General features: G+C 68.7%; 18 protein-coding genes. 14 read left to right on the top strand and 4 right to left on the bottom strand.

Annotated elements, in window-relative coordinates; genetic code table 11:
* Positions 1 to 101: 101 nt before the first annotated feature.
* From KOR34_RS23060 to KOR34_RS23010, 11 genes are all read left to right on the top strand, one after another.
* On the top strand, positions 102 to 983 hold the full coding sequence (locus KOR34_RS23060) for a PEP-CTERM sorting domain-containing protein (protein WP_146568481.1): 882 nt from the start codon (positions 102 to 104) through the stop codon (positions 981 to 983).
* Positions 984 to 1,117: 134 nt separating this feature from the next.
* A complete protein-coding gene (locus tag KOR34_RS23055; protein WP_146568480.1) occupies positions 1,118 to 2,251 on the top strand; it encodes a PEP-CTERM sorting domain-containing protein in 1,134 nt (377 codons plus the stop codon).
* Positions 2,252 to 2,333: 82 nt separating this feature from the next.
* On the top strand, positions 2,334 to 4,259 hold the full coding sequence (locus KOR34_RS23050; protein WP_146568479.1) for a hypothetical protein: 1,926 nt from the start codon (positions 2,334 to 2,336) through the stop codon (positions 4,257 to 4,259).
* A gap of 83 nt (positions 4,260 to 4,342) precedes the next feature.
* Entirely contained in the window at positions 4,343 to 5,353 is a 1,011-nt protein-coding gene (locus KOR34_RS23045) for a DUF1559 domain-containing protein (RefSeq protein ID WP_146568478.1), read from the top strand.
* 36 nt (positions 5,354 to 5,389) lie between these two features.
* Complete coding sequence (locus tag KOR34_RS23040; RefSeq protein ID WP_146568477.1) at positions 5,390 to 8,662, top strand: hypothetical protein; 3,273 nt, start codon at positions 5,390 to 5,392, stop codon at positions 8,660 to 8,662.
* 13 nt (positions 8,663 to 8,675) lie between these two features.
* Entirely contained in the window at positions 8,676 to 10,607 is a 1,932-nt protein-coding gene (locus KOR34_RS23035) for a glycoside hydrolase family 13 protein (RefSeq protein WP_146568476.1), read from the top strand.
* 106 nt (positions 10,608 to 10,713) lie between these two features.
* Positions 10,714 to 12,291, top strand: coding sequence for a glycosyltransferase family 4 protein (locus tag KOR34_RS23030; RefSeq protein ID WP_146568475.1), 1,578 nt, complete (start codon positions 10,714 to 10,716; stop codon positions 12,289 to 12,291).
* Positions 12,288 to 13,160: an HAD family hydrolase gene (locus tag KOR34_RS23025; RefSeq protein ID WP_146568474.1), complete on the top strand. Its 873-nt coding sequence runs from the start codon at positions 12,288 to 12,290 to the stop codon at positions 13,158 to 13,160. Before KOR34_RS23030 ends, KOR34_RS23025 begins: the two co-directional genes overlap by 4 nt.
* Positions 13,161 to 13,262: 102 nt before the next feature.
* On the top strand, positions 13,263 to 14,549 hold the full coding sequence (locus tag KOR34_RS23020; RefSeq protein WP_146568473.1) for a glycosyltransferase family 4 protein: 1,287 nt from the start codon (positions 13,263 to 13,265) through the stop codon (positions 14,547 to 14,549).
* Between the two features lie 121 nt (positions 14,550 to 14,670).
* Entirely contained in the window at positions 14,671 to 14,829 is a 159-nt protein-coding gene (gene ccoS, locus KOR34_RS23015; RefSeq protein WP_146568472.1) for a cbb3-type cytochrome oxidase assembly protein CcoS, read from the top strand.
* Between the two features lie 35 nt (positions 14,830 to 14,864).
* Positions 14,865 to 15,047 carry a hypothetical protein gene (locus KOR34_RS23010; RefSeq protein WP_146568471.1) on the top strand — a complete coding sequence of 61 codons (183 nt, stop codon included), beginning with the start codon at positions 14,865 to 14,867 and terminating at the stop codon, positions 15,045 to 15,047.
* A gap of 136 nt (positions 15,048 to 15,183) precedes the next feature.
* Here the strand turns inward: KOR34_RS23010 and KOR34_RS23005 are convergent, their stop codons facing one another.
* From KOR34_RS23005 to KOR34_RS22995, 3 genes are all read right to left on the bottom strand, one after another.
* Positions 15,184 to 16,614 carry a hypothetical protein gene (locus tag KOR34_RS23005; protein ID WP_146568470.1) on the bottom strand — a complete coding sequence of 477 codons (1,431 nt, stop codon included), beginning with the start codon at positions 16,612 to 16,614 and terminating at the stop codon, positions 15,184 to 15,186.
* Positions 16,615 to 16,744: 130 nt separating this feature from the next.
* Complete coding sequence (gene holA, locus KOR34_RS23000; RefSeq protein ID WP_146568469.1) at positions 16,745 to 17,830, bottom strand: DNA polymerase III subunit delta; 1,086 nt, start codon at positions 17,828 to 17,830, stop codon at positions 16,745 to 16,747.
* Between the two features lie 100 nt (positions 17,831 to 17,930).
* Complete coding sequence (locus tag KOR34_RS22995; RefSeq protein WP_146568468.1) at positions 17,931 to 19,643, bottom strand: hypothetical protein; 1,713 nt, start codon at positions 19,641 to 19,643, stop codon at positions 17,931 to 17,933.
* Between the two features lie 352 nt (positions 19,644 to 19,995).
* Here KOR34_RS22995 and KOR34_RS22990 point away from each other — a divergent pair, with 352 nt between their 5' ends.
* Both KOR34_RS22990 and clpX read left to right on the top strand, forming a co-directional pair.
* On the top strand, positions 19,996 to 20,316 hold the full coding sequence (locus tag KOR34_RS22990; protein ID WP_146568467.1) for a hypothetical protein: 321 nt from the start codon (positions 19,996 to 19,998) through the stop codon (positions 20,314 to 20,316).
* Between the two features lie 354 nt (positions 20,317 to 20,670).
* The gene (gene clpX, locus KOR34_RS22985; RefSeq protein WP_146568466.1) at positions 20,671 to 21,948 is read left to right on the top strand and encodes an ATP-dependent Clp protease ATP-binding subunit ClpX; all 1,278 of its coding nucleotides are present in this window, start codon (positions 20,671 to 20,673) and stop codon (positions 21,946 to 21,948) included.
* A gap of 225 nt (positions 21,949 to 22,173) precedes the next feature.
* Here clpX and KOR34_RS22980 read toward each other — a convergent pair whose 3' ends face one another.
* The gene (locus KOR34_RS22980; protein ID WP_146568465.1) at positions 22,174 to 23,430 is read right to left on the bottom strand and encodes a valine--pyruvate transaminase; all 1,257 of its coding nucleotides are present in this window, start codon (positions 23,428 to 23,430) and stop codon (positions 22,174 to 22,176) included.
* Between the two features lie 205 nt (positions 23,431 to 23,635).
* Between KOR34_RS22980 and pckA the strand changes: the two genes are divergently transcribed.
* Positions 23,636 to 25,234 (top strand): phosphoenolpyruvate carboxykinase (ATP), encoded by a 1,599-nt coding sequence (gene pckA / locus KOR34_RS22975; RefSeq protein WP_146568464.1) that lies wholly within the window; start codon positions 23,636 to 23,638, stop codon positions 25,232 to 25,234.
* Positions 25,235 to 25,252 lie beyond the last annotated feature (18 nt).

The following is a 25,252-nucleotide window of genomic DNA, read 5'->3' as shown; positions in this document are numbered from 1 at the left end:
CGACTCGATCCTGATAGATCGCGGTGAACCGGGCTCCAGGCAGCCCGCCGCCGCGGGGTATGAAGCACAGCAAGCATTCCACCACCTGAGGCGCAAGCATAATGAGACGAGCAGCAGCAATCGCGGCGATGGCGTTCCTCACCGCAGGACCAGTGGTCGCCGCGACGATCGACGGCCAAGCGATCCCTTCGGAGGGCCTCCCGTTGCTGGCGACCCAAGACACAACCACCGGGTTCGGCAACGCCACCGGCGGGGGACAGGACTCGGCCGGCGGTTCCGAGCTGAACCAGCTCTACGCGTCGAACGACGGGTCGACCCTCACGGTCGGGCTCACCGGCAACCTGGAAGGCAACTTCAACAAGCTGTTTATCTTCTTTGACGCCGTCCCCGGCGGCGAGGGCACGCTGCAGGGCGACAACGTCGACGGCGGCTTCAACGAGATCAACAACCTTGCGGGCCTGTCGTTCGGCGGCGCCGAGATGGACCACGGCCTGCGGGTCGAGGTGGGCGGCGGTTTCCACGGCGTCAACTTCTTCGACCTGGTGGACAACTCCGCCGTTTCGATCCTCTCCGGCGGGGGGCCGGGCGACCTGCCCATCTCCAACGTGTCCAACGCCGGCGTCACCGTGGGCTGGGACAACTCGAATGTGCTGGGCGTGGACGGCGCCAGCGCCGCCGACGCGGCGACCGCCACCACGGGGCTGGAGTTTGAGATCGACATGGCTGCCGCGTTCGGGGTGACCAACCGCGCTGTACGCGTGACCGCACTGGTCACCAGCGGCGACGCCACCTTTATCTCCAACCAGGTGCTGCCCGGGATCGGCGGCGGCGGCAACATCGGCGGCGGGGATGGCCAGACCCTGGGGTCGGTGCTCGTGCCGGTCCCGGAGCCCACGGCCGCGGCGTTGTGCCTGGCCGGCCTGCTGGGGATAGCGGGCGCCCGCCGTCGTTCGGCATCGGCGTTCCCAGGGGCGCAGGGTTAGACCGCATCGCTGGCAACTAGAATGAAACTGGAGTTTGTAAAGCGGATTGCTACTCAACTCACCGCGTTGCCCCGCTGGGATCGACAACGCACTCTTCACACGAACTCACTGTGACTCCACCGGAGATTCCTCCCATGCTTCGACACGTGATCATCACGGCGGCGGTCGGCGCCGCCCTCGCCCTGCCTAGCAGCCTCCTCGCGCAGCCGATCGACAGCTTCCTGATCGGTTCCAACCCGGCGGAGGGCGAGTACGCGGCCGGGCAGGTGCTGGGGCAGTCGCCCAGCATCCTCGGCTGGACCGGCGCGTGGAACGACGGCTTCCAGGGCAACGCCTGGCAGACCACCGAAACCGGCCTGACCTACAGCACGATCCCCGCGGAAGGGGGCGCCATCCAGACCCTGGCCAGCGGGTCGCCGTTCGAGGGCCGCATCGGCCGCACGCTGTCGACGCCGGTCACCGGCGACTCCAACCGCACGCTCTACATGAGCTTCCTGATGCAGGCGACCACCGCCACGAACGGCGCGCAGATCACCTACGGCGGGCTGGAGTTGCACAACGCCAACGGGCTGGGCGATGGCGACCGGCAGTTCCAGATCGTCGTCGGCGAGAACATCGACGGCGTCTCGCAGACGCCCAACTACTCGGTGTCCCTGTTCAACTCTGACCTCGGCGGCGGGTTCGCCGGCGACCTGGGCGTCAACGACGAGCTGACCAACCTGTTTGTCGCCAAGTTCGACCTGTCGGACGTTAACGACGCCGACGCCGTGACCGTGTGGCGGAACCCCGAGAACCTGGCCGACGAGTCGCTCTCCACGGTCGACTTCTCGGCGACCGGCTTCAACATCAACATCAACGCGACCTCGTTCGCGCGGTTCGGCATCGCTGGCGACTTCACCTACGACGAGCTGCGTCTGGGATCCACGTACGAGAGCGTCACCTCGGTGGTGCCCGACTTCGTGCTCGGTGACACCAGCGGGAACGGCTTTGTCGAGTTGGCGGACTTCGACCCCATCCGCGACAACTGGCTGGAGTCCAACGCGAGCTTCGGGTCCACGCTCTCGCGGATGGACGGCGACCTCAACCTGAACGGCATTGTGAGCATCGAGGACTTCCGCGAGTGGAAGGACGCGTTCCTGGCTTCGGGCGGGTCGGCGTCGGCCGTGCAGTCGGCGTTCGCGTCGCTGAGCGTGCCCGAGCCCTCCGCGGCCGCGATGCTGCTCGTTGGCCTCGCGGCGGCCGCCCGGATAGGCCGGCGGCGGGGCTAGGGCCTCCGGCGGCGTGCTTCTCACACTCAAAGCGCGGCGGGCTGCGGCCCCGGCGCCTCATCATCGATAAGGCAACATCACCATGAAGGCCAACTTGCGAACAGCCGCCCTGGTAGCGGCGCTCGTCGCGGCGCCGCTGGCGGGCGGGGCAATGGCGCAGGAGAACGTGTGGATCGGCTCCGACGGCGGTTTCGGCGGCGACGACTCCTCGTTCTCTGACGACAACAACTGGAGCTTCCTCATCGCGCCCGACGGCACCTTCAGCCGCGCGGTGATCGGCGGCGACCCGGGCCTGGAGGTCGACCCCAACCCGGTCGTCGAGGTCGACGGCAACCTCTCCTCCACGCCCACCCCGCAGCTGGTGCTGGGGCGCGGCGGCGCCTACAGCGGAACGCTCAACGTCGGCGCCGGCGACAACCTGGTGGTCGGGCCGGGCACCGAGTCGACCGCCGGGGATGTGCCGGCCAACCTGATCGTCGGGCTCGACGGCGGACGGGGGACCCTGAACGTGACCGGCGGCGTGCTGACGATCGGCAACGAGCTGTCGACCCCGAGCAACGGCGCCGCGGCCAGCGCGATCAACCTCTCGGGCTCGGCGAGCGTGTCGGCCGCCTCGGCGTTCCTCGACAAGAACCTGACGATCACCGGCGGCGGCGTGTCGCTGGCGATCTCGGGCAACGCGATCCTCGGCCAGGGCGGAACCCACACCTGGAGCTTCGGCGCTGGCGGCCCGTCGGCGATCTCGGTGGGCGGCCAGCTCGACCTCGGCGGCACGCTGAAGATCGACACCCAAGGCATGACGCCGGCGGTCGGGACCTCCTACCTGCTGGCGGACTCTGGGTCGGTGATCAACGGCTTCGGCGCGGTGGACGTGTCCGACGTGCCGGGCATCTCGCTCGGGGTGAGCGTCCGCACCAGCACGGCGGCGGGCGGAGCCAACGGGTTTGAAACCAGCATTGTCTTCGAGCAGCAGCCGGTGCTGATCGTCAACCGCCGCACCGGCGAGGTGTCGATGCAGAACCCGGGCTCGTCCGCGACTCTGGCGTTCGACGCCTACACGGTTGGTTCGGCTGCGGGGTCCCTCAACGACTCTAACTTCCTGACCTTCGCCCCCGCCGAAGGCTGGCAGGTGGCCAACAAGAGCCAGACCGCGTTGTCCGAGCTCAACCCGCTCTCGTCCGGCACGGTCGCCGCGAACACCACGGTCGCCCTGGGCGACGTCTTCCAGCCCGCGCCCCAGGCGTTCGGCGTCGACACGGACGACGTCACCTTCCGCTTCTCGACGCCCGGCTCGAACGTGTTCACCAACGGCGTGATCCTCTACGAGGGGATCCCGACCGACACGCTGACGCTCAACGTCGACCGGACGACCGGCGAGGCGCAGATCCTCAACGGCTTCCGCGAGGCGGTCACGATCGACACCTACGTTATTGACTCGGCGTCGGGTTCGCTAGACGCGTCGCTGGCGGGCTGGGACAGCCTCGAGAACCAGAGCGTCGGCGGCGGCCTGTGGGAGGAAGCGATCCGGGACGCCGCGACCCTGTCGGAGCTGGCGCCCATCGGCGACCTGACGATCGCCGCCAGCGAGGGCGTCCTGATCGGCGCGCCGTACGACTTCGACAGCCCTAGCGCGGAGGAGGACCTGGTGTTCCGCTTCGCGTTGCCCAACGAGAACTTCTTCCGGTTCGGCAAGGTCGTGTTCGACGACATGCTCACCACGCTGCCGCAGGGCGGGCTGGTGGGCGACTACAACGGCGACGGCACGGTCGACGCGGCGGACTACACCATCTGGCGTGACAACCTGGGCCAAGACCCGTCGGCGCTGGCGGCTAACTCCCGCGCGCCGGGCGCGTCGGGCCCGATCGACCAGGGCGACTACGTCGCGTGGCGGAACAACTACGGCCAGACCAACGCCGCGGTGGGCGCCGCGGCGGGCAGTGTCCCCGAACCCGCCTCGATCTGCCTGGCGGCGTTGGTCTTTCTAACAACGCAGCGGAGGCGCCGCTGACCGCGCCCTCGGAAGGGCGCGGCGGAGCGCCGCCCGCGGCCGGGCGGAACGCGGCTCGGCCCCTACCTTTGATTGGAGATGTCATGGAACGTCGTACCGCATTTACGCTGGTGGAGCTGCTGGTGGTGATCGCCATCATCGGGGTGCTGATCGCGTTGCTGCTGCCGGCGGTGCAGGCGGCCCGCGAGGCGGCCCGCCGCACGCAGTGCAAGAACAACCTGAAGCAGCTGTCGCTGGGCTGCCTGAACCACGAGAGCACCCACGGCTTCCTGCCCACCTCCGGCTTCGGCTGGCGGTGGCAGCCCGACCCCGACAAGGGCTACGGCAAGGACCAACGCGGCGGCTGGCCCTACGGCCTGCTGGCCTACGTCGAGGAGCAGGGGCTCCGCGACGTCGCCTCGGGCATCAGCAGCGCCGCCGACAAGGAGGCCCAGATGCTGCGCCTGGTGCAGACCCCCATCGACATGTTCACCTGCCCCTCGCGACGCGAGGCCCAGCTCTACCCGATCCTGCGCAACAACTTCCTGGCGTTCAACCTCCGCAGCTGCCGCGTGGGCGACTGCTTTGTCGCCCGCTCCGACTACGCCGGCAACGCGGGCAACATCAACCCCACCGGGCAGGGCGGGCCGGAGAACCCCGCCGCGGTCAACTCCTTCACCGCCTGGATCACCAAGACCCAGAACGGCGCCATGTACCAGCGCAGCACCGTGCGGCTCGCCAAGATCACCGACGGCACCAGCAAGACCGCGCTGATCGGCGAGAAGTACATGGACCCGGCCCAGTACCTCGACGGCTCCGACCCGGCCGACGACCAGAACATCTTCGTCGGCCACGACCAGGACAACCTCCGCTACACCGGCTGGAAGCCGACCAGCAACAACGCCTCGGTGGCGTGGACGCCCGCCCAGGACGGCGCCGGCTTTGACACCGCCAACGGCAACGACATCCCCCCCTTCGGCGCGCCTCACGCCGGCGCCATGAACATGGCCTTCTGCGACGGCTCCATCCGCACCGTCGAGTTCGGCGTCGACGAGGAGGTCTTCTACAAGTTCGGCGGACGCGACGACGACGCCGACCTGTACCCGGGGCCCTAAACGCCGCGGCGCCGACAGCGAGACCCTTCACCAACGATGAACCGCCTACGACTGACCCTGCTCACCGCCTTGCTGCTAGCGCCCACGGCCGCCGCCGTTGGGCAGGACGTGTCGAGCGAGCCGATCCTGCAGATCTTCGACGCCCGCTGGGACACCATTGAAGACCGCATGGCGGACATCTTCGTGGCGGGGTACGGCCGGCTGTGGCTCCCCCCGCCCGCCCGGGCCGACACCGGCGCCGGCTCGGTCGGGTACGACGTGTTCGACCGCTTCGACCTCGGCCAGCCCCGCAACGAGACCGCCTACGGCACCGAAACCGGCCTCAAGACCGTGGTCGACGCCGCCCACACGGCGGGCGTGCGGGTCCACACCGATTTCATCGCGAACCACAACGGCTTCACCGACGCGAACTCCGTCGACGGCGTCGGCACTTCTTTCGGCCAGGCGGGCGGCTACCCGGGCTTCGTGCTCTCGCTTCCGGGCGTGCCCGACGGCGACTTCCACTCCGCCCAGCTCACCGGCGAGGAGACCTTCCGGCTGTCGGGCCTGATCGACATCGACCAGTCCACCAACCACCAGTTCATCCGCCACCCGGTGGAGCCGGGCAACCCGCTAAACATCCCGTCCGCCGGGACGACCGGCGCGTTTGGCCGCCCGCCCGCCAACCTGCCCGACCCCGGCAACGCCCGCTTCTACCCCGACCAGGACCTGGGCGGCACGACGGTCTTTGACCCCCGCACCAACCAGTCGGTCACCCTGCACGACTTCAACACCGACGCGCCGCTTGCCGGCGACGCGGTCACCGACAACGCCACCGGCCTGCTGATGCGGAACCTCCGCTGGATGATCCAGGAGATCGGCGTCGACGGCTTCCGCTACGACGCCTCGCGGCACTACCCGCGGTGGGTGCTCGACTACCTGGACCAGGCCGCGTTCCTCGCCAAGCAGCAGCCGCTGCTGGACGGCAGCCCGGACCACGTGTTCACCTTCATCGAGACCGGCGGCGACAACCGCTACGACTTCCTGCAGGGTTTCATCCGCAAGGACATCGACGACAGCAACCTCGGCGTGGTCGGCGGCAACCGCGACGCGCTCGACTTCAACCTGTTCTTCAGCCTGCGCGACAACCTCTCCGGAAACGGCATCGCCAACGACTGGCGGAACGTCAAGAACCGCAGCATCGACATCCACGACGACGGCCTCGCCAACAACGGCAGCCAAGGGGTCGCCTTCGCGCAGAGCCACGACGACGGACCCGCCTACCTCAACAACGTCGCCCACGCGTACCTTTCGCTGCGGCCGGGCGAATGGAACGTCTACCTCAACGCCGACGAGTTCGACGACCCGCTGCGGGGCTTCCCGAAGCCCGGACGCGAGGACGCGCTCGGAGGGCTGTACGGCGACGCGGTCACCACGCTGGTCGGCATCCGCTCCAGCCACGGCCGCGGCGCCTACGTCGACCGCACGCCGGCCGCCGACGAGAAGGAGCTGTTGATCTACGAGCGGCAGGCGTCCGCGTTGGTGGTCCTCAACAACCGGCTCGACGGCGGCTTCGACGCACGCACGGTCCAGACGTCATTCGCGCCGGGCACGCCGCTGGTCGAGCTGACCGGAAACGCGGCCAGCAGCGAGGTCGACCCAAACTCCGACCTGCCGGAGGTGCTGATCGTCAAGGCCAACGGCACGGTCGACCTGCGGGCGCCGCGGAACCGGTCGTCGGCCGGCGTTGAGCACGGCAACGGCTACCTGATCTACGGCGTCGCTACGCCCGAAGGCCGGCTGCGGCTCACGGACGCCGCCGGCGACGATTTCTCCAGCGTCTTGCCGGGCGCCACGCCTGAACCCGGCGCCGGTGGGCCGAGCGCCAACTACCTCAATGGCGTCACCCGCCTGGCCGACATCACGGTGGTGGATCAAGAGTCGTTCAAGCTGCGGGTTGAGACCGACCCGGTCACCCTGCCCGGCGGGATCCGCGACCGCCACGCCGACGGCGACTTCGCCCAGTTCCGCATCGACGACGGCCGCGACAAGAGCGGCGCCGTGATCGCCGACGTCGTCACGCCCGGCGACGTGGCGTACGGGTTCAGCAACTTCACCGACACCTCCTCGCCAGGTTTCTTCAACGCCAGCGGCGCTGGGGTGTACGAACAGATGATCGACGCCCGCCAACTGGCCGAGGGCCGGCACTACCTGACCGGCCGCGTCTACCGCCACCGCGACCCGGGCTCGTTCACCGACGGCGACCCGTCGCTCGCCGGCGACGGCGGCCCCGCGGTGTTCGAAGAGTTCCGCCGCGTGATCTACGTCGACCTGCTGCCGCCCGAATCCGAGGTGGTGAGCTTCGCGCCCTTTGCCAGCAGCCCCGAGAACCCGAACGACAGGGACCTGATCGTGCGGTCGGTCGACAAGACGGCCGACAACATGCACGTGCTGCTCGACCTGCCGGCGTCGCTGACCGACGACCAGGTGCTGGCGATGATCGGCCCCGGCACTGCTACTTCTTACTACGACCGCGACGAGTGGATCCGCGGGTACTTCGGCGTCCCGAGCGGCGCCCACGCGGTGACCATCGTCACCTTCGAGCCGACCGGCAACCGAAGCGTGCAGCGGTTCGCCGGCCTGGTCACGGATACCGACGTTGGACGCGGGTTTGGCGACCTGGACCACGACAACGTGTACGAGCGGGCGGACTTCGACGGCCCCGGCGGGTTCGAGGAGGTGCTCTACAGCCAGAACGCCCAGTTCAACCCGGCGGCCGACGTTACCGCGGACGGGCTGGTCGACAACCGTGACCTGTTCGCCCTGGTGGACGAGCTCGCCGCGCCGGGCGGCCCCTCGCCGGCGGTCCTCCTAGGCCTGGACGGCGTGCTGCGCCGACGCGGCGACCTCGATAACGACGGCCTGACCGACGGCGACGACCTGCGCAGCCTGTACGCGGGCTTCGGCCCCGCCACCTGGCTCACGGACCTGAACGTGGACGGGGTGACCGACCTGGCGGACGCGGCGGTGTTCGTGACCGAGCTCGTCCGCACGGCGCCGGGCGACTACAACCTCGACGGCTTCGTCGACGCCGCGGACTACTCCGTCTGGCGGGACGCCCTCGCGTCGGGCGATCCGGTCGCCGACGGCAACTTCGACGGCGAAGTAACCGGCGCCGACTACCAAGTCTGGCGGGACGCATTCGGCTTCCAGCGTCGGTTCTTGAGCCCGCTATCCGCCGCGAGCAGCGCGGCCCCGGAGCCCGCCGCTTCGGCGCTCTTGCTTTCCATTCTGCTGTGCGGCGTTTCACGACGCCGACCGAACCGCTAGTTCTACCATCGCCATGCCCGCCCACGCTCCACTGTCGTCACCTCCCCTGCTCCGCTGGGTCGTGCTGCTGATAGCAACCCTAGGGGGTCGGGCGCTGGCGCAGGTCGGCGACCACGAGGTCGCCCTCCGCACCGACCCGACGCCCAGCCGGACCAGCACGATGCCGGACTGGGCGGTCGGCGCCGTTTTCTACCAGGTCTTCCCCGAACGGTTCTGCAACGGCGACGCCACGAACGACCCGACGCGTCAATCGCTCGAATCGCCCGACCGCGTGCCGGTCGATTGGAAAGTCTCGCCCTGGACCGGCGACTGGTACGCCCGCGCCGCGTGGGAGAAGAGCCTCGGCGCCGACTTCTTCGAGCACGGTGTTTTTGACCGGCGCTATGGAGGCGACCTGCAAGGGGTCATCGACAAGCTCGACTACCTGCAGGACCTGGGCGTCGATGCGCTGTACCTGAACCCCGTGTTCTACGCCCGATCGCTGCACAAGTACGACGCCGCCGCTTTCCACCACATCGACCCACACTTCGGCCCCGACCCCGCCGGCGACTTTGAGGCGATGTCACGCGAGACGCCCGACCCGGCGACCTGGCGCTGGACGGCGGCCGACAAGCTGTTCCTGGAGCTGCTCCGCCGCGCGCACGATCGCAACATCCGGATCGTGGTGGACGGCGTCTTCAACCACACGGGCCGCGAGTTCTTCGCGTTCGCCGACCTGCGCAAGAAGCAGGAGCAATCAATCTACAAGGACTGGTATATCGTGCAGTCCTTCGACAACCCCGCGACCGATGCCGACGAGTTCGCCTACCGCGGCTGGTGGGGCGTCGAGTCACTGCCGGAGTTTGCAGACAACGCCGCCGGCGACAACCTGCACCCGGGACCCAAGGAGTACATCCTGGCCGTAACGCGCCGCTGGATGGACCCCGATGGCGACGGCGACCCGTCCGATGGCGTGGACGGCTGGCGCCTGGACTGCGCGGGCGAGGCGCCCGTCGGGTTCTGGCAGGAGTGGCACCGGACCGTGCGGCGGATCAATCCCCACGCCTACACGGTCGCCGAGCACTGGCTGGACGCCGCCGATTTCGTGCGGCAGGCCGGCTTCTCCGCGACGATGAACTACCACGGGTTCGCGTTCCCCATCAAAGGATTCCTGGTCGACGACTGCCTCAGCCCCAGCGACGCGGCCCGCATGCTGGTCGAGCGGGCGGCCAGGTTCCCCGCAGACACGCGGGGTGGGCTGATGTCGCTGGTCGACTCGCACGACACCGACCGGCTGGCGTCGATGATCGTCAACGCCCAGGGCGACCACCCCTACGCAGAGCCTGACCGCTTTGACTACGACGTCAGCAGCCGGGTCTCGCCCCGGTTGCGGAGCGACTACGACCTCCGCAAGCCAACCGCACGCGAGCGTCGCATCCAACGGATGGTGGCGGTCATGCAGGCCACCTACCCCGGCGCCCCCACGTTCTACTACGGCACCGAGGCGGGCATGTGGGGCGCCGATGACCCGTGCGACCGGATGCCGATGGTCTGGCCCCACGCGCGTCATGACGACCAGCAGGCCCACCCGGGCGGCGCCGACCGTTCGTCCGACCCGGTCGCCTTCGACAACGAACTGCACCGCTTCTACCGGAGCCTGATCGAACTGCGCCGCGGGTCGCCGGCCCTGCAGCGCGGCGTGATGAGCATCGTCGCGACCGACGACGCCCAGCGGGTGCTTGCGTTCCGACGCTCCGACGGCAAGCGGACCTGCCTGGCGGTGTTCAACCGCGGCGAGTCGGCGGCGGAGGTCGCCTTGCCAGTTCCGACCGGCGCGTACGACGTCGTGTTCGCCGCTTCTGGCGCCCCCTCGCAGTCGTCAAGTGTCCGCATTGGGGAAACGCTCAACGTGAGGCTCCCGGGCCTCGAGGCGGTGGTGCTGGAGCTCCAGCCCTCCGACCGGTAGCCGCTTGCTCTACGATCGTTGATTTCGCCGCGAGCGGGCCCCCAGGCGCCTGTCGGGGTGATTTGCTACGCTAGTGGGACTGCCCAAATCGACCCGGCGTCCCTCCATGAAGCTAGCAATCCTCCACTACCACCTGAACCGCGGTGGGGTCTCTCAGGCGATCCTGAACCACCTCCACTCGCTGGCCACCCTCCCTGCCGACCAGCGTCCGGAGGAGGTGGCCTTGCTGTACAGCGGTCGCAAGGAGGACTGGCCGGCGTCCGTGTGGCGGCGGAGCGAGTGGGAGCACGACCCGCCGTTCGACGTCCGCCTGCTCGCCATCCCCGAGCTTGAGTACGACTCTTCGATCCACTGCGAAGGCCAGACGCTCGCGGACGCGATCTCCCAGATGCTCACCGGCATCGGAATGACGCCGGACACGACCATCGTCCACTCGCACAATTTCTCGCTCGGCAAGAACGCCTCGCTTCCGGACGCGCTGCGGGTCTTGGCGAAGCACGGGTACCGGCAGCTGCTGCAGGTGCACGACTTCGCCGAGGACTTCCGCCCCTCCAACTACCGCCACCTGATGCGGGCCACCGGCTCCCAGCGGCCGGCGGAGCTGGCCGAGCGGCTGTACCCCTCCGCCGAAGGAATCCACTACGCCACACTCAACGGGCGGGACCACAAGATCCTGCTCGGGGCGGGCGTCGACCCGGAGCGGCTGCACCTGCTGTCGAATCCGGTGATTGAGTTCCACGGGCTCCCGCCGCGTGACGAGGCGCGGCCTCGCGTCTGCAAGCAGCTCGGCGTCAGCGACCAGACCCGGCTGGTCATCTACCCCGTGCGGGGGATCCGCCGCAAGAACATCGGCGAGCTGCTGCTGTACAGCGCGCTGTCGGGCCCCGAGGTGTGCCACGCCGTGACGCTGGCGCCGGCCAACCCGGCCGAGCGGATCTCGTTCGACGACTGGTGCGAGCTGGCGGAGGAGCTGTCGCTGCCCTGCCAGCTCGGCATCGGTGATCCGCCGTCGCGGCAGGGCCACGGCGTGGAGTTCTACGACGCGCTCGCCGCCAGCGACGCGGTCATCACCACCAGCGTCGCCGAGGGGTTCGGCATGGTGTTCCTCGAGGCGTGGCTGGTCGACCGCCCGCTGATCGGCCGCAACCTGGGCCGCATCACGTCCGACTTCACCGCCCACGGGCTCCGGCTCGAGGGCCTCAGCGACCAGCTCTTGGTGCCCGGCGACTGGTTCGATCTAGCCGCCGCCCGCGAAGAGGTGCTCGACCTTCACCGCTGGGCCTGCCGTGACTTCGGGATGCCGGCGCCGGAAACGCCGCCGGAAGACTGGAGCTACGGCCCGGACGTCGACTTCGCGAGCCTGCCGCGGCGGTTCCAGGCAGAGGTCATCCGCCACGCGGCCGCCAACCCCGAACAGGCCCGGGCGTCGATGGAGGAGCTCAACCCCGGGCTGGCCGAACGCCTTTCGGGCGCCGCCGCCGAGCGGCAGCCGGTGCAGGCGAACGCGGAGTGCGTCCGCAAGCAGTTCTCGCCCCAGGCCGTCGGCCGCCGCCTTGCGGAGATCTACTCCGGGGTGCTCAGCGACGCCGCCGGCGGCGAGGTCGGGTCCCTGCCGGATGGCGAGCACATCCTCCGCTCGTTCCTGCGACTCGACCGGCTCCACCCCGTTAGGCTCGAGCCGTGAACGGAATCGCCGCTCGCATCCTAGAGCTCAGCTCCCCGCTCGCGCCGCAGCCGACCGGCGTCGAGCCGGTGTTGCCGCAGATCGATGGCCTGCGGGCGGTCGTGTTTGACGTTTACGGGACGCTCTTGGTCAGCGGATCGGGCGATATATCGCTCACCAGCGGGGCCGCCCACAGCGACGCCGCCACCGACGCGTTGGTCGCGTGCGGCCTGCCCCCGGGCGCCGACGGCGAGGAGGTGGTGTCGCGGCTCAAGGCGACCATCCAGGCCGATCACCAGCGGTCGGCGAGCGCTTACCCGGAAGTGGAGATCCGCGACATCTGGCGGACCACCCTGGCGGAGCTCCACCCTGGCCAGGCGGCCGCCAATGTCGATGTCGACCGGCTCGCCGTCGAGTACGAGTGCCGCGTGAACCCGGTCTGGCCGATGCCCGGCCTGCGGGAAACGCTTTCGGCCCTGGCCGCCGCGGGCGTGCCAATGGGGATCGTCAGCAACGCTCAGTTCTTCACGCCGCCGGCGCTGGCCGCCCTCGCCGGCGGCGACTGGGACGCCCTGGGCATCGACCCGCGGCTGTGCGTCTGGTCGTTTGAGCACCGCGAGGCGAAGCCCGGCAGGTTCCTCTACGATCAGGCGGTGGCGCGGCTCGCGGAGCGGGGCGTTTCGGCGGCCGAAACGCTATACGTCGGCAACGACATGCGGAACGACATCGCCCCCGCGGCGGCCGCCGGGTTCCGCACCGCCCTGTTCGCCGGCGACGCCCGCTCGCTCCGCCTGCGGGAGGGCGACCCGCTGGTCGGCGACACGCGGCCCGACGCCGTGGTGACCGAACTGCGTCAGATATTGACGATTTTGTCGCTTGCCGACCGCTGAGAGAAAAGTACATTTTGCGAGTAAACCGGCGTTTGGTCGTCCTTGGCGGAGGGCAGGCTGCGCGTCACCCCGCCTGCCCCCGTCCCACCCGCCGCCAGCACCATGCCCGACCCCCTCGCCACCCCCAGCCACCGGATTGGATTCGTGGGCACCCGCTTCGCGGGGACCGACGGCGTCTCGCTCGAGGCGGCCAAGTGGGCCAAGGTGCTGTGGCACCACCGGCACGTCAGCTACTGGTTCGCCGGCAAGCTCGACACCGACCCGGAGGTGAGCATGCTGGTCCCGCACGCCTACTTCGGCCACCCGGACATCCAGTGGGTCAACGACCGCATCTTCGGCGTTTCCGAACGCGACCCCGAGGTCACCCGCCGCATCTTTGCGCTCGCCGAGCACCTGAAGCGGTCGCTGTACGAGTTCGTGCGGCGGTTCGACATCGAGATCCTGATCGTTCAGAACGCGCTCTGCATCCCGATGAACATCCCGCTGGGCGTCGCGCTCGCCACGTTCATCGCGGAAACCAACTTCCCGACCATCGCCCACCACCACGACTTCTACTGGGAACGCGACCGCTTCGCGGTGAACGCCGCGGGGGACCTGCTGCGGATGGCGTTCCCGTGCACCATCCCGTCGATCCAGCACGTCACGATCAATTCGGAGGCCCAGCGGGCCCTCTCGCACCGCCGTGGCGCGTCCAGCGTGCTGGTGCCCAACGTGCTGGACTTCGAGACCCCTCCCCCCGACCTGGACGACTTCAACCGCGACTTCCGCGAGTCGGTCGGCCTGTTGCCGGACGACATCCTGTTCCTTCAGCCCACGCGCGTGGTGCCGAGGAAGGGCATCGAGCACGCCATCTCGCTCATCAAGCAGCTGGACAACCCCAAGTGCAAGCTGGTGATCTCGCACGAGTCCGGCGACGAGGGGCACGAGTACCTCAACGCGCTGCGGGAGATGGCCGAGCAGCAGGGGGTCGACCTCCGCTTCATCCCCGACCGGATCGGCGAGGAACGCGGCGTCAACGCCAACGGCGAGAAGGTGTACCTGCTGGCAGACGCCTACCTGCACGCCGACTTTATCACCTACCCCAGCCTGTACGAGGGCTTCGGCAACGCCCTGATCGAGGCGTTCTACTACCGCAAGCCGGTGCTGGTGAACCGATACTCGATCTTTGTGAGCGACATCGAGCCCCGCGGCTTCGACGTCATCACGATGAACGGCTACATGACCCGCGAGACGGTCGACAAGGTGCGCCGCGTCATCGAAGACCAGGCCTACCGCGACCAGATGGTCGAGGCCAACTACACGCTGGGCAAGCGGTTCTTCAGCTACGCGGTGCTGCGTCGCAAGCTGCGGGCGCTGGTGACCAACGTCACCGGCATGGACGACCTGTAGGCCCCGTGGTCCGAAGCGGCCGCACCGGGCGGCGGCTCTCGTCCGACGCCAGACGCGCGGTACAATGCGGGCCGAGCGCGTGCCCCGCGCCTGATGTCCACCAACGGCCATCCGCCCCGCCATGTCGGTTATCTACATCATGCTCCCGGTCGCCTTGCTGCTGGCCGCAGGCGGTGTGGCCGCGTTCTGCTGGGCCGTTCGCGACGGCCAGCTCGACGACCTGGACAGCGCGGCCGCGAGGATGCTCGAAGACGACGACGACGACGACGGCAAGCCCTGACCCGGCTACTACGCACCGCCAACCGGAGCGAGACCATGCCCTGTTCTCACCTGCGTGAGCTCTACCGTCTGTGCGAAGAGAATCAGCTACGGCTGAGCGCCGCCGACCTAATCCACATCGTGTGCGACCAGTGCGGCGAGAAGGAGGTCTGCCCGTCGGTCCTGACCGATGAGTACGACGGCGGCACGCCCACGGCGCAACAGCCCGACCAGGACTAGTGCCAGTGGCACGAACAATGTTCCTGTAGCGGGGCCGTTGGGTCCGCACGAAACCCTTCGTAAACTGCGGGATTCGTGCTCACGCCCGAGTGCATCACAGGAAACAGTTCTAGGGAGAGCGTACTAGCGTCCGCCGCTACTTGGTGGCGACGATCTCAAAATCGATCGTGCCGTGGCCGATCTTGTCGCCCAGCTGGTCCGTGAGGGTCAGCTCCAGCACGTACCGCCCCGGGTAGATCCCCTTGGGCAGGGTGATGCCGTACTGGATGTGGAAGTCGCGGCGTCGCGAGGCGCAGTAGTCGTTCACGACCGGCACGTCGCCCCCGTCAACGCGGCTTCCGTGCTGGTCGAGCACCTGGTAGCTCGTCGCGAGCGACGTGTGCTCACCTTGGGGCGTGGTGACGGTCTTGAAGTTGGCCACCTCGGCGTAGATCTTCACCTCGTCGCCGGGCCGGAACCGGGCGTGCTTGAGCGGTTGGTAGGCGCCGAACCCGTAGACCTCCTCGCAGAACCTCAGGTGGCCGACCGTCAGACTGCCGAGCTGCTCCAACGCGGTCACGGCGTTCTGCAGGTGCAGCCCGCCGGCGGCCGCCCGGCGGCGGACCTCGGGCTGCGTTTCGTTGTCTAGCATCGTGCTCACGGTCAGCAGCTGGTGCGACCAGTACTGCTGCTCGGTAGCGGTCAGACCTGGGACCGACGCCGCCGCGCCGTCCAGGTTGCCGGCGGCCAGCTGCAGCATCCGCAGCCGCACGTGGTCGTACGCCTCGTTGACACTCTGCGGGCGGTGGTCGAGTTCCTCTGACAGCTGCTTGATCGCGGCTTGCAGCGAGTCGTTCCAATTCTGTGTCGTGGGTTGTACAGGGGCGGGCGGCGCGGCGCCGGCCTGCTGCTGATGCGTCGGGGCGTACGGAACCGACCGCGCCGGCGCCGCGAAGGGCACCGTCTGCGCTGGGTTCACCGACCGCGAAAAGATCGTGTCGAAGGCGGCCGTCTGCGTCAGCGCCGGGTCGAACCGCCGCACGTCGACGCCCTGCCCCGCGGGCTCCGGCTGCTGCGTTTCGTAGGTTTGGGTCGGCCACGTCTCGGGCCGGCTGGGCAGCGGCGGCGCGCTGGCGTCTGGGGCGTTCCTGCCGGCGCCGCGCGTCGTGGGATTCGAGGCCACGTCGACTCGGGCCGTTTGCTGGCCGGACGCCTGCATCACGTCGCCCTTGGCCGGTTCGCCGGCGAGCTGCCGCTGGTAGAGCATGGTCGAGCGTGCGCGGGTCACCAGCCCCTCCCAGTGGGCAGGGTCTGACTCGGCGAGCTGAGTCAGTAGCTGCTGCTGAGCGGCGGGGTTGTCCTTGCCGATCGCCTGAAGATCATCGAGCACGGCGGCGAATGCCTGCTCGCGGGTTGGCTCCACCAGGGGCGCTGCGTCCGCGGGCGGCGGGGCCGGGGCCCGACCGGCGACGCTGGGCGCCTCGAGCTGGCCGGTGGTCCCCTTCGCGAACGACTTCAACGAGGTCCGGCAGCCCAGCGAGAGCGGCCCCGCCAGGCAGATGAGTATCGTAAGGCAGATACGGAGCATGGAACGCGAACCAAACGAGCACAGAGAGCTGATAGCACGGGCCGCGGATGGTACGACAAGCCCGCCCCACCGGCAACGGCACTTGCCCCCAGGAGTCGCGATCTGACTCCGCTGCTAGCGTGCCCGGCGTCTACCCCGCACGGCGTTCGTCACCGGCCTTGCTGAGACGCACAATAAGGCATTCCAGCTCGGTGCGGCCGCGTCCGGGCGTGCTGTTGTGGCCCTTGAGCGCCAGGTCGGCGTCGAGCAGCCACTGGTCGAGCTGCGCGGCGCGGGCACGACCGATCTGCTTCAGCTGCCGCTCAGCGTCGGCCAGCTTGAACTTCATCACCCCCGCCCGCTCGAGCGCATCGCGCAGCGAGGTGCGGCGGCCGTTCGCCTCGGCCTGGGCGATCAGGCACGCGGCCGCAGAAAACCTCCGCAGCGACGACGCGACCTGGGCCATCAGCCCGATCGGCTGCTCGCCGGCCCGCAGCAGCCGATCGAGCTGTTCGAGCGCGTCACTGGCGTCGCCGTCGGCGATCGCGTCGATCATGTCCCACGTCTTCCGCGTCCGCCAGCCGCCGACGTGGCGGTGCACCAGGTCCGCGTCGATTGCGGCGCCCTCGCCCGCCAGCAGCGCAAGCTTGCTGACCTCCTGGTCCATCACTCCCAGGCTGAGCGGCAACAGATCGAACAGCGCGTCGAGCGCGCCGGCTTCGACAGGCGAACCGTGGACGCCTTCGGCCCGTTGGGCCAGCCACTTCTTGGCCGCGCGCTGGAACTGCCCCACCTCCGCGCCCCGCTCGGGGACCTGGCACTTGACCACCAGCCCCTTGCCGGCCTGGGCCTTTGCCAGCCGCGTGTTGGACGGCCACGTCTTGACGTCCAGCACCAGCGTGCCGGCATGCCGCTCCTTCGCGGCGTAGTCTTCCAACTGGGGCCGGAAGCGGGTGACAAACGGGTCGGCGTCCTCGACGATGGCCGCCGACGCGCCGCCGAACAGCGACACGCTCGTCAGCGCGTCCGCGACGTCACGCCAGTCGCACTCACGCCCGGCGTACGTGCTGCAGGCCAGGTCGTTGCCGTCGGACAGTCGCTCGCGGACGCTGTGCAGCACCTCTCGCTTGAGGAACGGCTCGTCGCCCACCACAGCCACCATCGCGCCCAGATCCTGAGCGGCCGGCGCAAGCAGGTAGTCGAGCCCGGTCAGCGCTGAATAAGTAGTCTTGCTCAATTCATCCCCGGCAGGACTGGCGGGCCCCGCGGCTCGTACGAGTCGGAACGGCCCTCGTTGACGAGCGCCCTTGGCCTGAGTCTACCGCGCGGGCGCCGGGCTATTGAAGCGGGCGGGCGTGCCGGATGGCGCCGGAGGACTCGGGCAGCCGGATCTCGACGGGCTGCTGCGTCTGGTCGACGCCGACGTTGCCCGCCTGGTCGCGGGCCTCAAGCCGGACGTACAGCCGGCTGGGCAGGTGCCGCTGCAGCCGCCACGAGTACCGCCCGTTGTTCGGCAGGTTCGAAGCAATCGGCATCCACGGGCCGCTTGGCTGGGCGGCGTAGAGCAGCGAGATGGGCCGGTCGACCAGGTTCGCGTCCCCGGCCTGCCAGGTGACATTCAGGTGATCCGCGAAGTAGCCGTCCGGCTGCACCGCGTCGCCGATGGACACGGTGGGACGCGCGCGGTCGACCTCAACGTAGATGTCCGGCTGGTCGCCGGAATGCGGCGGGTCACGGTCCAACCCGCCGACGCTCTGCACGAGAATCGAGAACCCGTATACGCCGTCCGCCTGGACCTGCACGTCGACCGGGCTGCGCTGGTCGGTGTCGATCGCGAACCTGCGCCAGTTGGCGCCACGGTCCTCGGTCCCCCAAACCTCGACCCGCGACACGCCCCACCTGCCAACGGAGTGCAGGTCGTACTGCAGTTCGAACCGCTCGGAGTTGACCAGCAGCCGCTGCGGCGCCGCGGCGCCGCCCTGAACCGGCAGGTCCTGCGGCGGGGCGCTCGAGGCGTAGCGGAAGGGACCGGGCGCAGCAGTCGTCGGGGGCGCCCCCGGTTGGCTGGCCGCTACGCTGGGAATCGGCGTGTTGTCCGGGCGCCACACCTGCGCTGGCTGCGGCGCGGCCGGCTGCCAGCCAGAGGCGGCCGCACTGTTCGGCGCTGCGAGTGAGGGCGTTTCCGTGGGCGGCGCCTGCGGGACAAACGCCGTGCTGCTGGTGAATGGGTCGGCGGGCAGTCCCGTCGACGGCTGCGCGATGGCGGCGAAGTGGTTGGAAGACGGCGCCGGCTGGGCGTAGCTTCCTCCCATGCCGAGCGTAGCGGACGCAGACAACGCCGGCACGCCCCGCGACGCCTCGTAGGGGGCGGCCGCCATGACGCCTGCGCTGGCCGGGTTGCCCGCCCGGTCCTGGACCGACACACGCACCATGACTCCTCTGCTCCCCGCGGGCAGCACCGCCGTCGCCTGGATGGTCGCCGCGCCGGCGACGCCGGGCGTAGCCGTGGGCTGGATGGTCTGCCACCCGCCTGTTGTTGGGTCTTGGTACGCGACCACCGCGGTGCTCGCGTCGAGCTGCGGGTCGGACGCCTCCGCGGCGACCGACAACCGGCCATCGGGCGTCAGCGTCGCCAAGGTGATCCGCAGCGTCGGGAGCTGAGTGTCCACCACCACCCGGAGTTCCGGCCGCATCGGCCCCGAGGGCCAGCGGGCGCCGGCGGCGTCGGCGGTCCGGATAGCAAACCAGTACTCGCCGTCGCCCGGGGCGCGGTACATGAACGACTGCACGTCGGGCCGGGCCCGGGTGACTTCTTTCCAGTCGCGTCCCTGGTTGTCAGAGAAGTAGAGGATTACTTCCCGGACTGCCGAGCGGTCGGAGCCGCCCGACCACTTGTAGGGAATCACGAACACGTCCTGGCCCCAGACCACCGCATCGCCCGCCGGCTGGGCCCGGGCCGGCCCCGAAGTCGCCGCACCGCAAGCCAGCGCCACAAGCGTCAGCAGACGCCAGAGCGGGCGGGGGCGGCGGGTGGGTCGGTTGCTGGGCATGGGTTCTCCGGAGGCCCACAGCCGAGGTTTCAAGACGACTGGTCGGCGCGCGGCGGTCCTCCTCTCGATTTATCGGCCGGGCGGCGGGCCACGCGGCTTTGGGCCCCGAACGGCGAGGTTATTGCGATTTGGCGATTGGGGACGGACAGGTAAAATGGTCCGGCGGCGGGGCGTGCGACGGCATTTCCTGGACTGCCCTCTGACAGGCCGCCATAATTGTGGAGGCCGGGCGGCGGCGTGTGAGCTCGGTCAACCGCCTGATGCGGTGAGCGGAGCGGGCCGCGGCTGGACACCGCGCAGAGGAACAGGGACTGCCGGGGCGACGCCCTGCTTCACGAAGTTTGGTGCGATCATGGCGATTCATCCGGTGGCGGAAGCGGCGTTGCTGTTTGCGCTCGTGCTTGCTGCGGCCGGCGGGCTGTTTTGGCTTGTGAAAAGATTGCGCGATGTTGAGGCTGACGACACGCCAACCGCCAGCGACCTGCTCAGTAACTTCAGGGAACTGCACGCCCGGGGTGGGCTCAGCGACGAGGAATACCGAACGATAAAGACGAAGCTAGCTGCCCAGCTCCAGGACGACATGCAGGTCGACCTGGAAACCATGCTGGCAGAGACGCGTGAAGAGAGTCGACGTTCGTCTGTTGCGGGTGATGCGGGCCAAGGCGCCCTGTGACGGTGGGTTCGCCTGGCGAGTCCTTGCGTCGCTAGCAGGGTGCGGTGGCGAAAGATTGTGCCCGGGGCCGATGAACGGATCCCATCAGCGTTGCGTACCGAGATGCGAACACTGCTCGAAAGAGTGCGTGGACAAGGAAGCCCCGCCTGACGTGTGGTCGCGGCTCGGTAGACAAAGCTTTGGCGGATCGATGCAGGGGAGTCCCCACGCCGTAGAACGGATTGGGGGACGGAGCATCGTGAGCCCGAACAGTGTCTGCCGAGATGCGGACATCGAGCGGCACCACAGGATAAACCGCGGGCCTCGCCGGCCGTCTGGCCGGCGCCCACCGCAGTAACGGGGAAGGAGTTGTTTATGCCCTCTGGACGAGAAGTGACCGGCGCCCGCCGCGGCGGCACCTCAAAGAAGAACGCGTTCTGCTCGTTTTGTCGCAAGAGCTACCGCGACGTCGGGCCGCTGGTCGAAGGTCCGGGCGACGTCTATATCTGCGGCGAGTGCATCGAGCTGTGCCAGTCGATCCTCGACCAGGAGCGAAAGCGCCGCGGGGCAAGCAAGCAGCTCTTCACCAAGATCCCCACGCCGCGTGAGATCGTCGCGGAGCTCGACAACTACGTGATCGGCCAGGACTCGGCCAAGCGGGTGCTGGCCGTGGCGGTGCACAGCCACTACAAGCGGCTGATGGCGGCCGAGGACGAGCACGAGGTCGAGATCGACAAGTCCAACATCCTGCTGGTCGGCCCGACCGGCTGCGGCAAGACCCTGCTGGCCAAGTCCTTGGCCCGCAGCCTGAACGTGCCGTTCGCCATCGGCGACGCCACCACGCTGACCGAGGCCGGCTACGTCGGCGAGGATGTCGAGAACCTGCTGCTGAAGCTGCTGCACGCCGCCGACTTTGACGTCGAGGCCGCACAACGCGGCATCCTCTACATCGACGAGATCGACAAGATCGGCAAGACCAGCCAGAACGTCAGCATCACGCGGGACGTGTCCGGCGAGGGCGTCCAGCAGGCCCTGCTGAAGATGCTCGAGGGCACCACCGCCAACGTGCCACCGCAGGGCGGCCGCAAGCACCCCGAGCAGCAGTACATCCAGATCGACACCTCGAACATTTTGTTCATCTGCGGCGGCACCTTTGCCGGCGTCGAGGATGTGGTCCGGAAACGCCTGGGCAAGCGGTCGATTGGCTTCAGCCAGGACCGCGAGCAGACCGATGAGATGAGTCTGGCTCAGGCGTTGGCCGAGGTCAACGCGGACGACCTGGTGGAGTTCGGCCTGATCCCCGAGCTCGTTGGCCGCCTGCCGGTGGTCAGCTCGCTCCGGCCGCTGAACGAGGAAGCGCTGGTCCGTGTGCTCACCGAGCCGCGCAACGCCCTCACCAAGCAGTACCAGCACCTGTTCTCGATGGAGGAGGCCGACCTGCAGTTCACCGATGAAGCCCTGAAGGCGATCGCCCGTCGGGCCCACTCGCGTGAGACCGGCGCCCGCGGCCTGCGGTCGATCATCGAGGACGTGATGCTCGACATCATGTTCGACCTGCCGGAGCAGCCGCGCGGCAGCAACTACCTGATCACCGACGACGTCGTCGAGGGCCGGGCCAAGCTGTTCGCCGAGGAGGCCGCCAAGAGCGCCTAACACTTCCTCCTGACAACCTGACTCAACTCCTGGGCGACGTTCAAACCTGGGGCGGGGGCGCTAGACGCTGCCGCCGCCGGGGGTCAAGTCGCCTGGAAGAAAACCGGGCCCGGGCGGCACGCATCAATGGGAAGCGTCGCCCGGGCCCGTTTGAGTTTTCTCGGGGGGGTGTCTGCTCTTTCGCTGCCAGCTCGATTAGCCCACGGCGCAATCTGTGGGTTGCGTTCAATCGTGCAGCGCGCGCAGCTCTTCGGCCATGATTTCTAGCGCCTCGCGGACCGTTTGCTCGCTCTGTGAAAACGTCAGCCGCAGGCACTGGCGGCGGTGGGGCCAGTCGTCGCCTTCGGGGAGGCCGAAGAAGAAGTAGTCCCCGGGCACGACCAGCACATCCCGCGCCTTGAGGCGCTCGTACAGCTCGCGGGACCCGATCGGCAGTTCGGGCAGCCACAACCAGAGGAAGAACGCCCCTTCGGTCAGGTGAACCCGGTAGGGGAACGCGTCGCCGAACGCGTCGGCCAGGATCTGCCGGGCGAGCTGGGCCCGCTGCTCGTAGAAGGGGCGGATCACGTCGCGGCTGAGGGTCAGCGCCTCGCCCGAGTCGAGCATCGGGCCCACAATCGCCTGCCCGGTGTTGTTGTTCGCCAGGCCGATGACGGCGGTCATCGCCGCGACGCGGCGGGCGACCTCCTCGCTGGCGATCACGACGCCCGTCCGCGTGCCGGGCAACCCCAGCTTGGACAGGCTGTAGACCAGGATCATCTGATCGTCCCAGGGCGGCGGGCTCGCCGGCGTGAAGATGGCCCCCGGGAAGGGCTGGCCGTACGCGTTGTCGACGACCATCGGGCAGCCCTCGGCCCGGGCTAGGTCGGTCAGGCGGGCCAGTTCCGTGTCGGAGAGCACGTTGCCGCTGGGGTTGGTGGGGCGGCTGATACAGACCGCCCCGGCCCCGCTCAGGTCCAGGTTGTCGAAGTCCACGTGGTACTTGAAGTCGTGGTCACCGATCTCCTCGATCTTGGGGTGGTGCGTGCGGAACAGCCCCGGCGCGGCGCCCTGGTCGGCGTAGCCGATATACTCGGGCGCGATCGGCAGCACGATCGGCTGCGTGGCGTCGCCGAGCAGCGTAAACAACTGGAAGAACGCCGCCTGCCCGCCGGCCGTCACCGCGACGTTGGCCTCAGTGATGTCCCAGCCCAGCTCGCGGCGGAAGCAGGCCGCGACGCTGCTGCGGAACGCCGGGCTGCCGGACGGCGCGTCGTACACGCCCAGGACCTTGTCGACCTGGCCCGGGTCGGCCAGCATCTCGGCCAGACGCCTGCGCCACACCTCCTGGACCGCGGGGATGGCGGCCGGGGCGCCGCCCCCCAGCATCCGCATCCGGCCCGCCCCGGGGCCGGTCATCGCGTGCCCCAGGTCGTCCATCAGCTCAAAGATGCCGGTGGCGGTCGAAAGGCGATTTCCTGCTTTGGAGATCCTTAACGGCATGTCATTCGCTCTGCTACATTCACGGTTGATCGCCCGTCGCTCACGCGTCCCAAATGCTCAAGGGAAATGGTAGCCGTCGGGAATGCAGCCGCCCAGGCGGGCAGGACCGCACAAAACGCCGTGTCGGTTCCGCACAGTTGAGGCCTTCGGGTTGTGCGTCCCGCTTCGGCCCGTCACCTTTCGCTACCACGAGGAGGAACCTGCGATGGAAAAATTCGACATCAGCCAACACGGCATCACGGTTGAGGACGTCAAGCGGAACCTGTCGCCCGCCGTGCTGTACCAGGAGGCCCTGCGTCGCGAGCCCGACTCGGTGATCTCCGACCGCGGCGCCCTCGTGGCGTACTCCGGCGCCAAGACCGGTCGGAGCCCCAAGGACAAGCGCGTCGTCGAACAGGCGCCCTCGAAGGACCAGGTCTGGTGGGGTCCGATTAACGTCCCCATCGACCTCGACACGTTCGAGACCAACCTGGAACGCGCCCAGGACTACCTCAACACCCGCGACTGCCTGTACGTGGTCGACGCGTTCGCCGGGTGGGACCCCAACACGCGGCTGAAGGTTCGCGTCATCTGCTCGCGGCCGTACCACGCGTTGTTCATGCACACCATGCTCATCCGCCCGACGCGCGAGGAGCTGGCCGACTTCGGCGATCCGGACGTGGTGATCTACAACGCCGGTTCGTTCCCCGCCAACAAGCACACGCGGGGCATGACCAGCAAGACCAGCGTCGACGTGAACCTGGAGAGCCGCCAGATGGTGATCCTGGGCTCCGAGTACGCCGGCGAGATGAAGAAGGGCGTGTTCACCATGATGAACTACTTCATGCCCGCCCAGGACGTGCTCTCGATGCACTGCTCGGCCACGGCCGCGAAGGACAGCGAGCAGTCTTCGCTGCTGTTCGGCCTGTCCGGCACCGGCAAGACTACCCTGTCGGCCGACCCCAAGCGGCGGCTCATCGGCGACGACGAGCACTGCTGGAACGACGACGGCGTGTTCAACATCGAGGGCGGCTGCTACGCCAAGGCGATCGACCTCACGCCCGAGAGCGAGCCCGACATCTTCCAAGCCCTGCGGTTCGGCAGCGTGCTGGAGAACGTGGTCTACGACGAGGACACCCACCACGTCGACTTCCACGACACCTCTATCACGCAGAACACCCGCGGCGCGTACCCGATCGAGTTCATCCAGAACGCCAAGATCCCGTGCGTGGCCGGGCACCCGACCGACGTGATCTTCCTGACGTGCGACGCGTTTGGCGTGCTGCCGCCGGTCAGCAAGCTGACCCCCGAGGCGGCCATGTACCACTTCATCAGCGGGTACACCGCCAAGGTGGCCGGCACCGAAGTCGGCGTGACCGAGCCGGAGGCGACCTTCTCGCCCTGCTTTGGCGGCCCGTTCCTGGTCTGGAACCCCGGCAAATACGCCGAGCTGCTGGCCGAGAAGATGAAGAAGCACAACGCCAACGTCTGGCTCGTCAACACCGGCTGGAGCGGCGGCGCCTACGGCGTCGGGAAGCGGATGAAGCTCGGCTACACCCGCGCGATCATCGACGCGATCCACTCCGGCGTGCTGAAGGACGCCCCCACGGAGGCCGACCCGATCTTCGGGCTGGACGTCGTGACCCGCGTGCCGGAAGTGCCCGACGAGATCCTCGTGCCGAAGAACACGTGGGCCAGCGAGGGCGAGTACGAGAAGACCGCCAGCAAGCTGGCCGGCCTGTTCTCGGACAACTTCAAGAAGTACGCGTCCGGCGTTGACGCGTCGGTCGTCGAGGCGGGCCCCAAGGTCCCCGCCGCGGTCTAAGTAGGGAAGCCGCCGGCT

The organism is Posidoniimonas corsicana (assembly GCF_007859765.1).
Classification (GTDB): domain Bacteria; phylum Planctomycetota; class Planctomycetia; order Pirellulales; family Lacipirellulaceae; genus Posidoniimonas; species Posidoniimonas corsicana.
Note: the sequence above shows the minus strand (reverse complement) of the source record. Positions and strands in the feature narration are given on the sequence as shown.

Excerpts from the sequence above, each read along its gene's own strand:
- KOR34_RS23060 (WP_146568481.1), top strand. The coding sequence starts at position 102 with ATGAGACGAGCAGCAGCAATCGCGGCGATGGCGTTCCTCACCGCAGGA.
- KOR34_RS23055 (WP_146568480.1), top strand. The coding sequence starts at position 1,118 with ATGCTTCGACACGTGATCATCACGGCGGCGGTCGGCGCCGCCCTCGCC.
- KOR34_RS23050 (WP_146568479.1), top strand. The coding sequence starts at position 2,334 with ATGAAGGCCAACTTGCGAACAGCCGCCCTGGTAGCGGCGCTCGTCGCG.
- KOR34_RS23045 (WP_146568478.1), top strand. The coding sequence starts at position 4,343 with ATGGAACGTCGTACCGCATTTACGCTGGTGGAGCTGCTGGTGGTGATC.
- KOR34_RS23040 (WP_146568477.1), top strand. The coding sequence starts at position 5,390 with ATGAACCGCCTACGACTGACCCTGCTCACCGCCTTGCTGCTAGCGCCC.
- KOR34_RS23035 (WP_146568476.1), top strand. The coding sequence starts at position 8,676 with ATGCCCGCCCACGCTCCACTGTCGTCACCTCCCCTGCTCCGCTGGGTC.
- KOR34_RS23030 (WP_146568475.1), top strand. The coding sequence starts at position 10,714 with ATGAAGCTAGCAATCCTCCACTACCACCTGAACCGCGGTGGGGTCTCT.
- KOR34_RS23020 (WP_146568473.1), top strand. The coding sequence starts at position 13,263 with ATGCCCGACCCCCTCGCCACCCCCAGCCACCGGATTGGATTCGTGGGC.
- ccoS (WP_146568472.1), top strand. The coding sequence starts at position 14,671 with ATGTCGGTTATCTACATCATGCTCCCGGTCGCCTTGCTGCTGGCCGCA.
- KOR34_RS23010 (WP_146568471.1), top strand. The coding sequence starts at position 14,865 with ATGCCCTGTTCTCACCTGCGTGAGCTCTACCGTCTGTGCGAAGAGAAT.
- KOR34_RS23005 (WP_146568470.1), bottom strand. The coding sequence starts at position 16,614 with ATGCTCCGTATCTGCCTTACGATACTCATCTGCCTGGCGGGGCCGCTC.
- KOR34_RS22995 (WP_146568468.1), bottom strand. The coding sequence starts at position 19,643 with ATGCCCAGCAACCGACCCACCCGCCGCCCCCGCCCGCTCTGGCGTCTG.
- KOR34_RS22990 (WP_146568467.1), top strand. The coding sequence starts at position 19,996 with ATGGCGATTCATCCGGTGGCGGAAGCGGCGTTGCTGTTTGCGCTCGTG.
- clpX (WP_146568466.1), top strand. The coding sequence starts at position 20,671 with ATGCCCTCTGGACGAGAAGTGACCGGCGCCCGCCGCGGCGGCACCTCA.
- KOR34_RS22980 (WP_146568465.1), bottom strand. The coding sequence starts at position 23,430 with ATGCCGTTAAGGATCTCCAAAGCAGGAAATCGCCTTTCGACCGCCACC.
- pckA (WP_146568464.1), top strand. The coding sequence starts at position 23,636 with ATGGAAAAATTCGACATCAGCCAACACGGCATCACGGTTGAGGACGTC.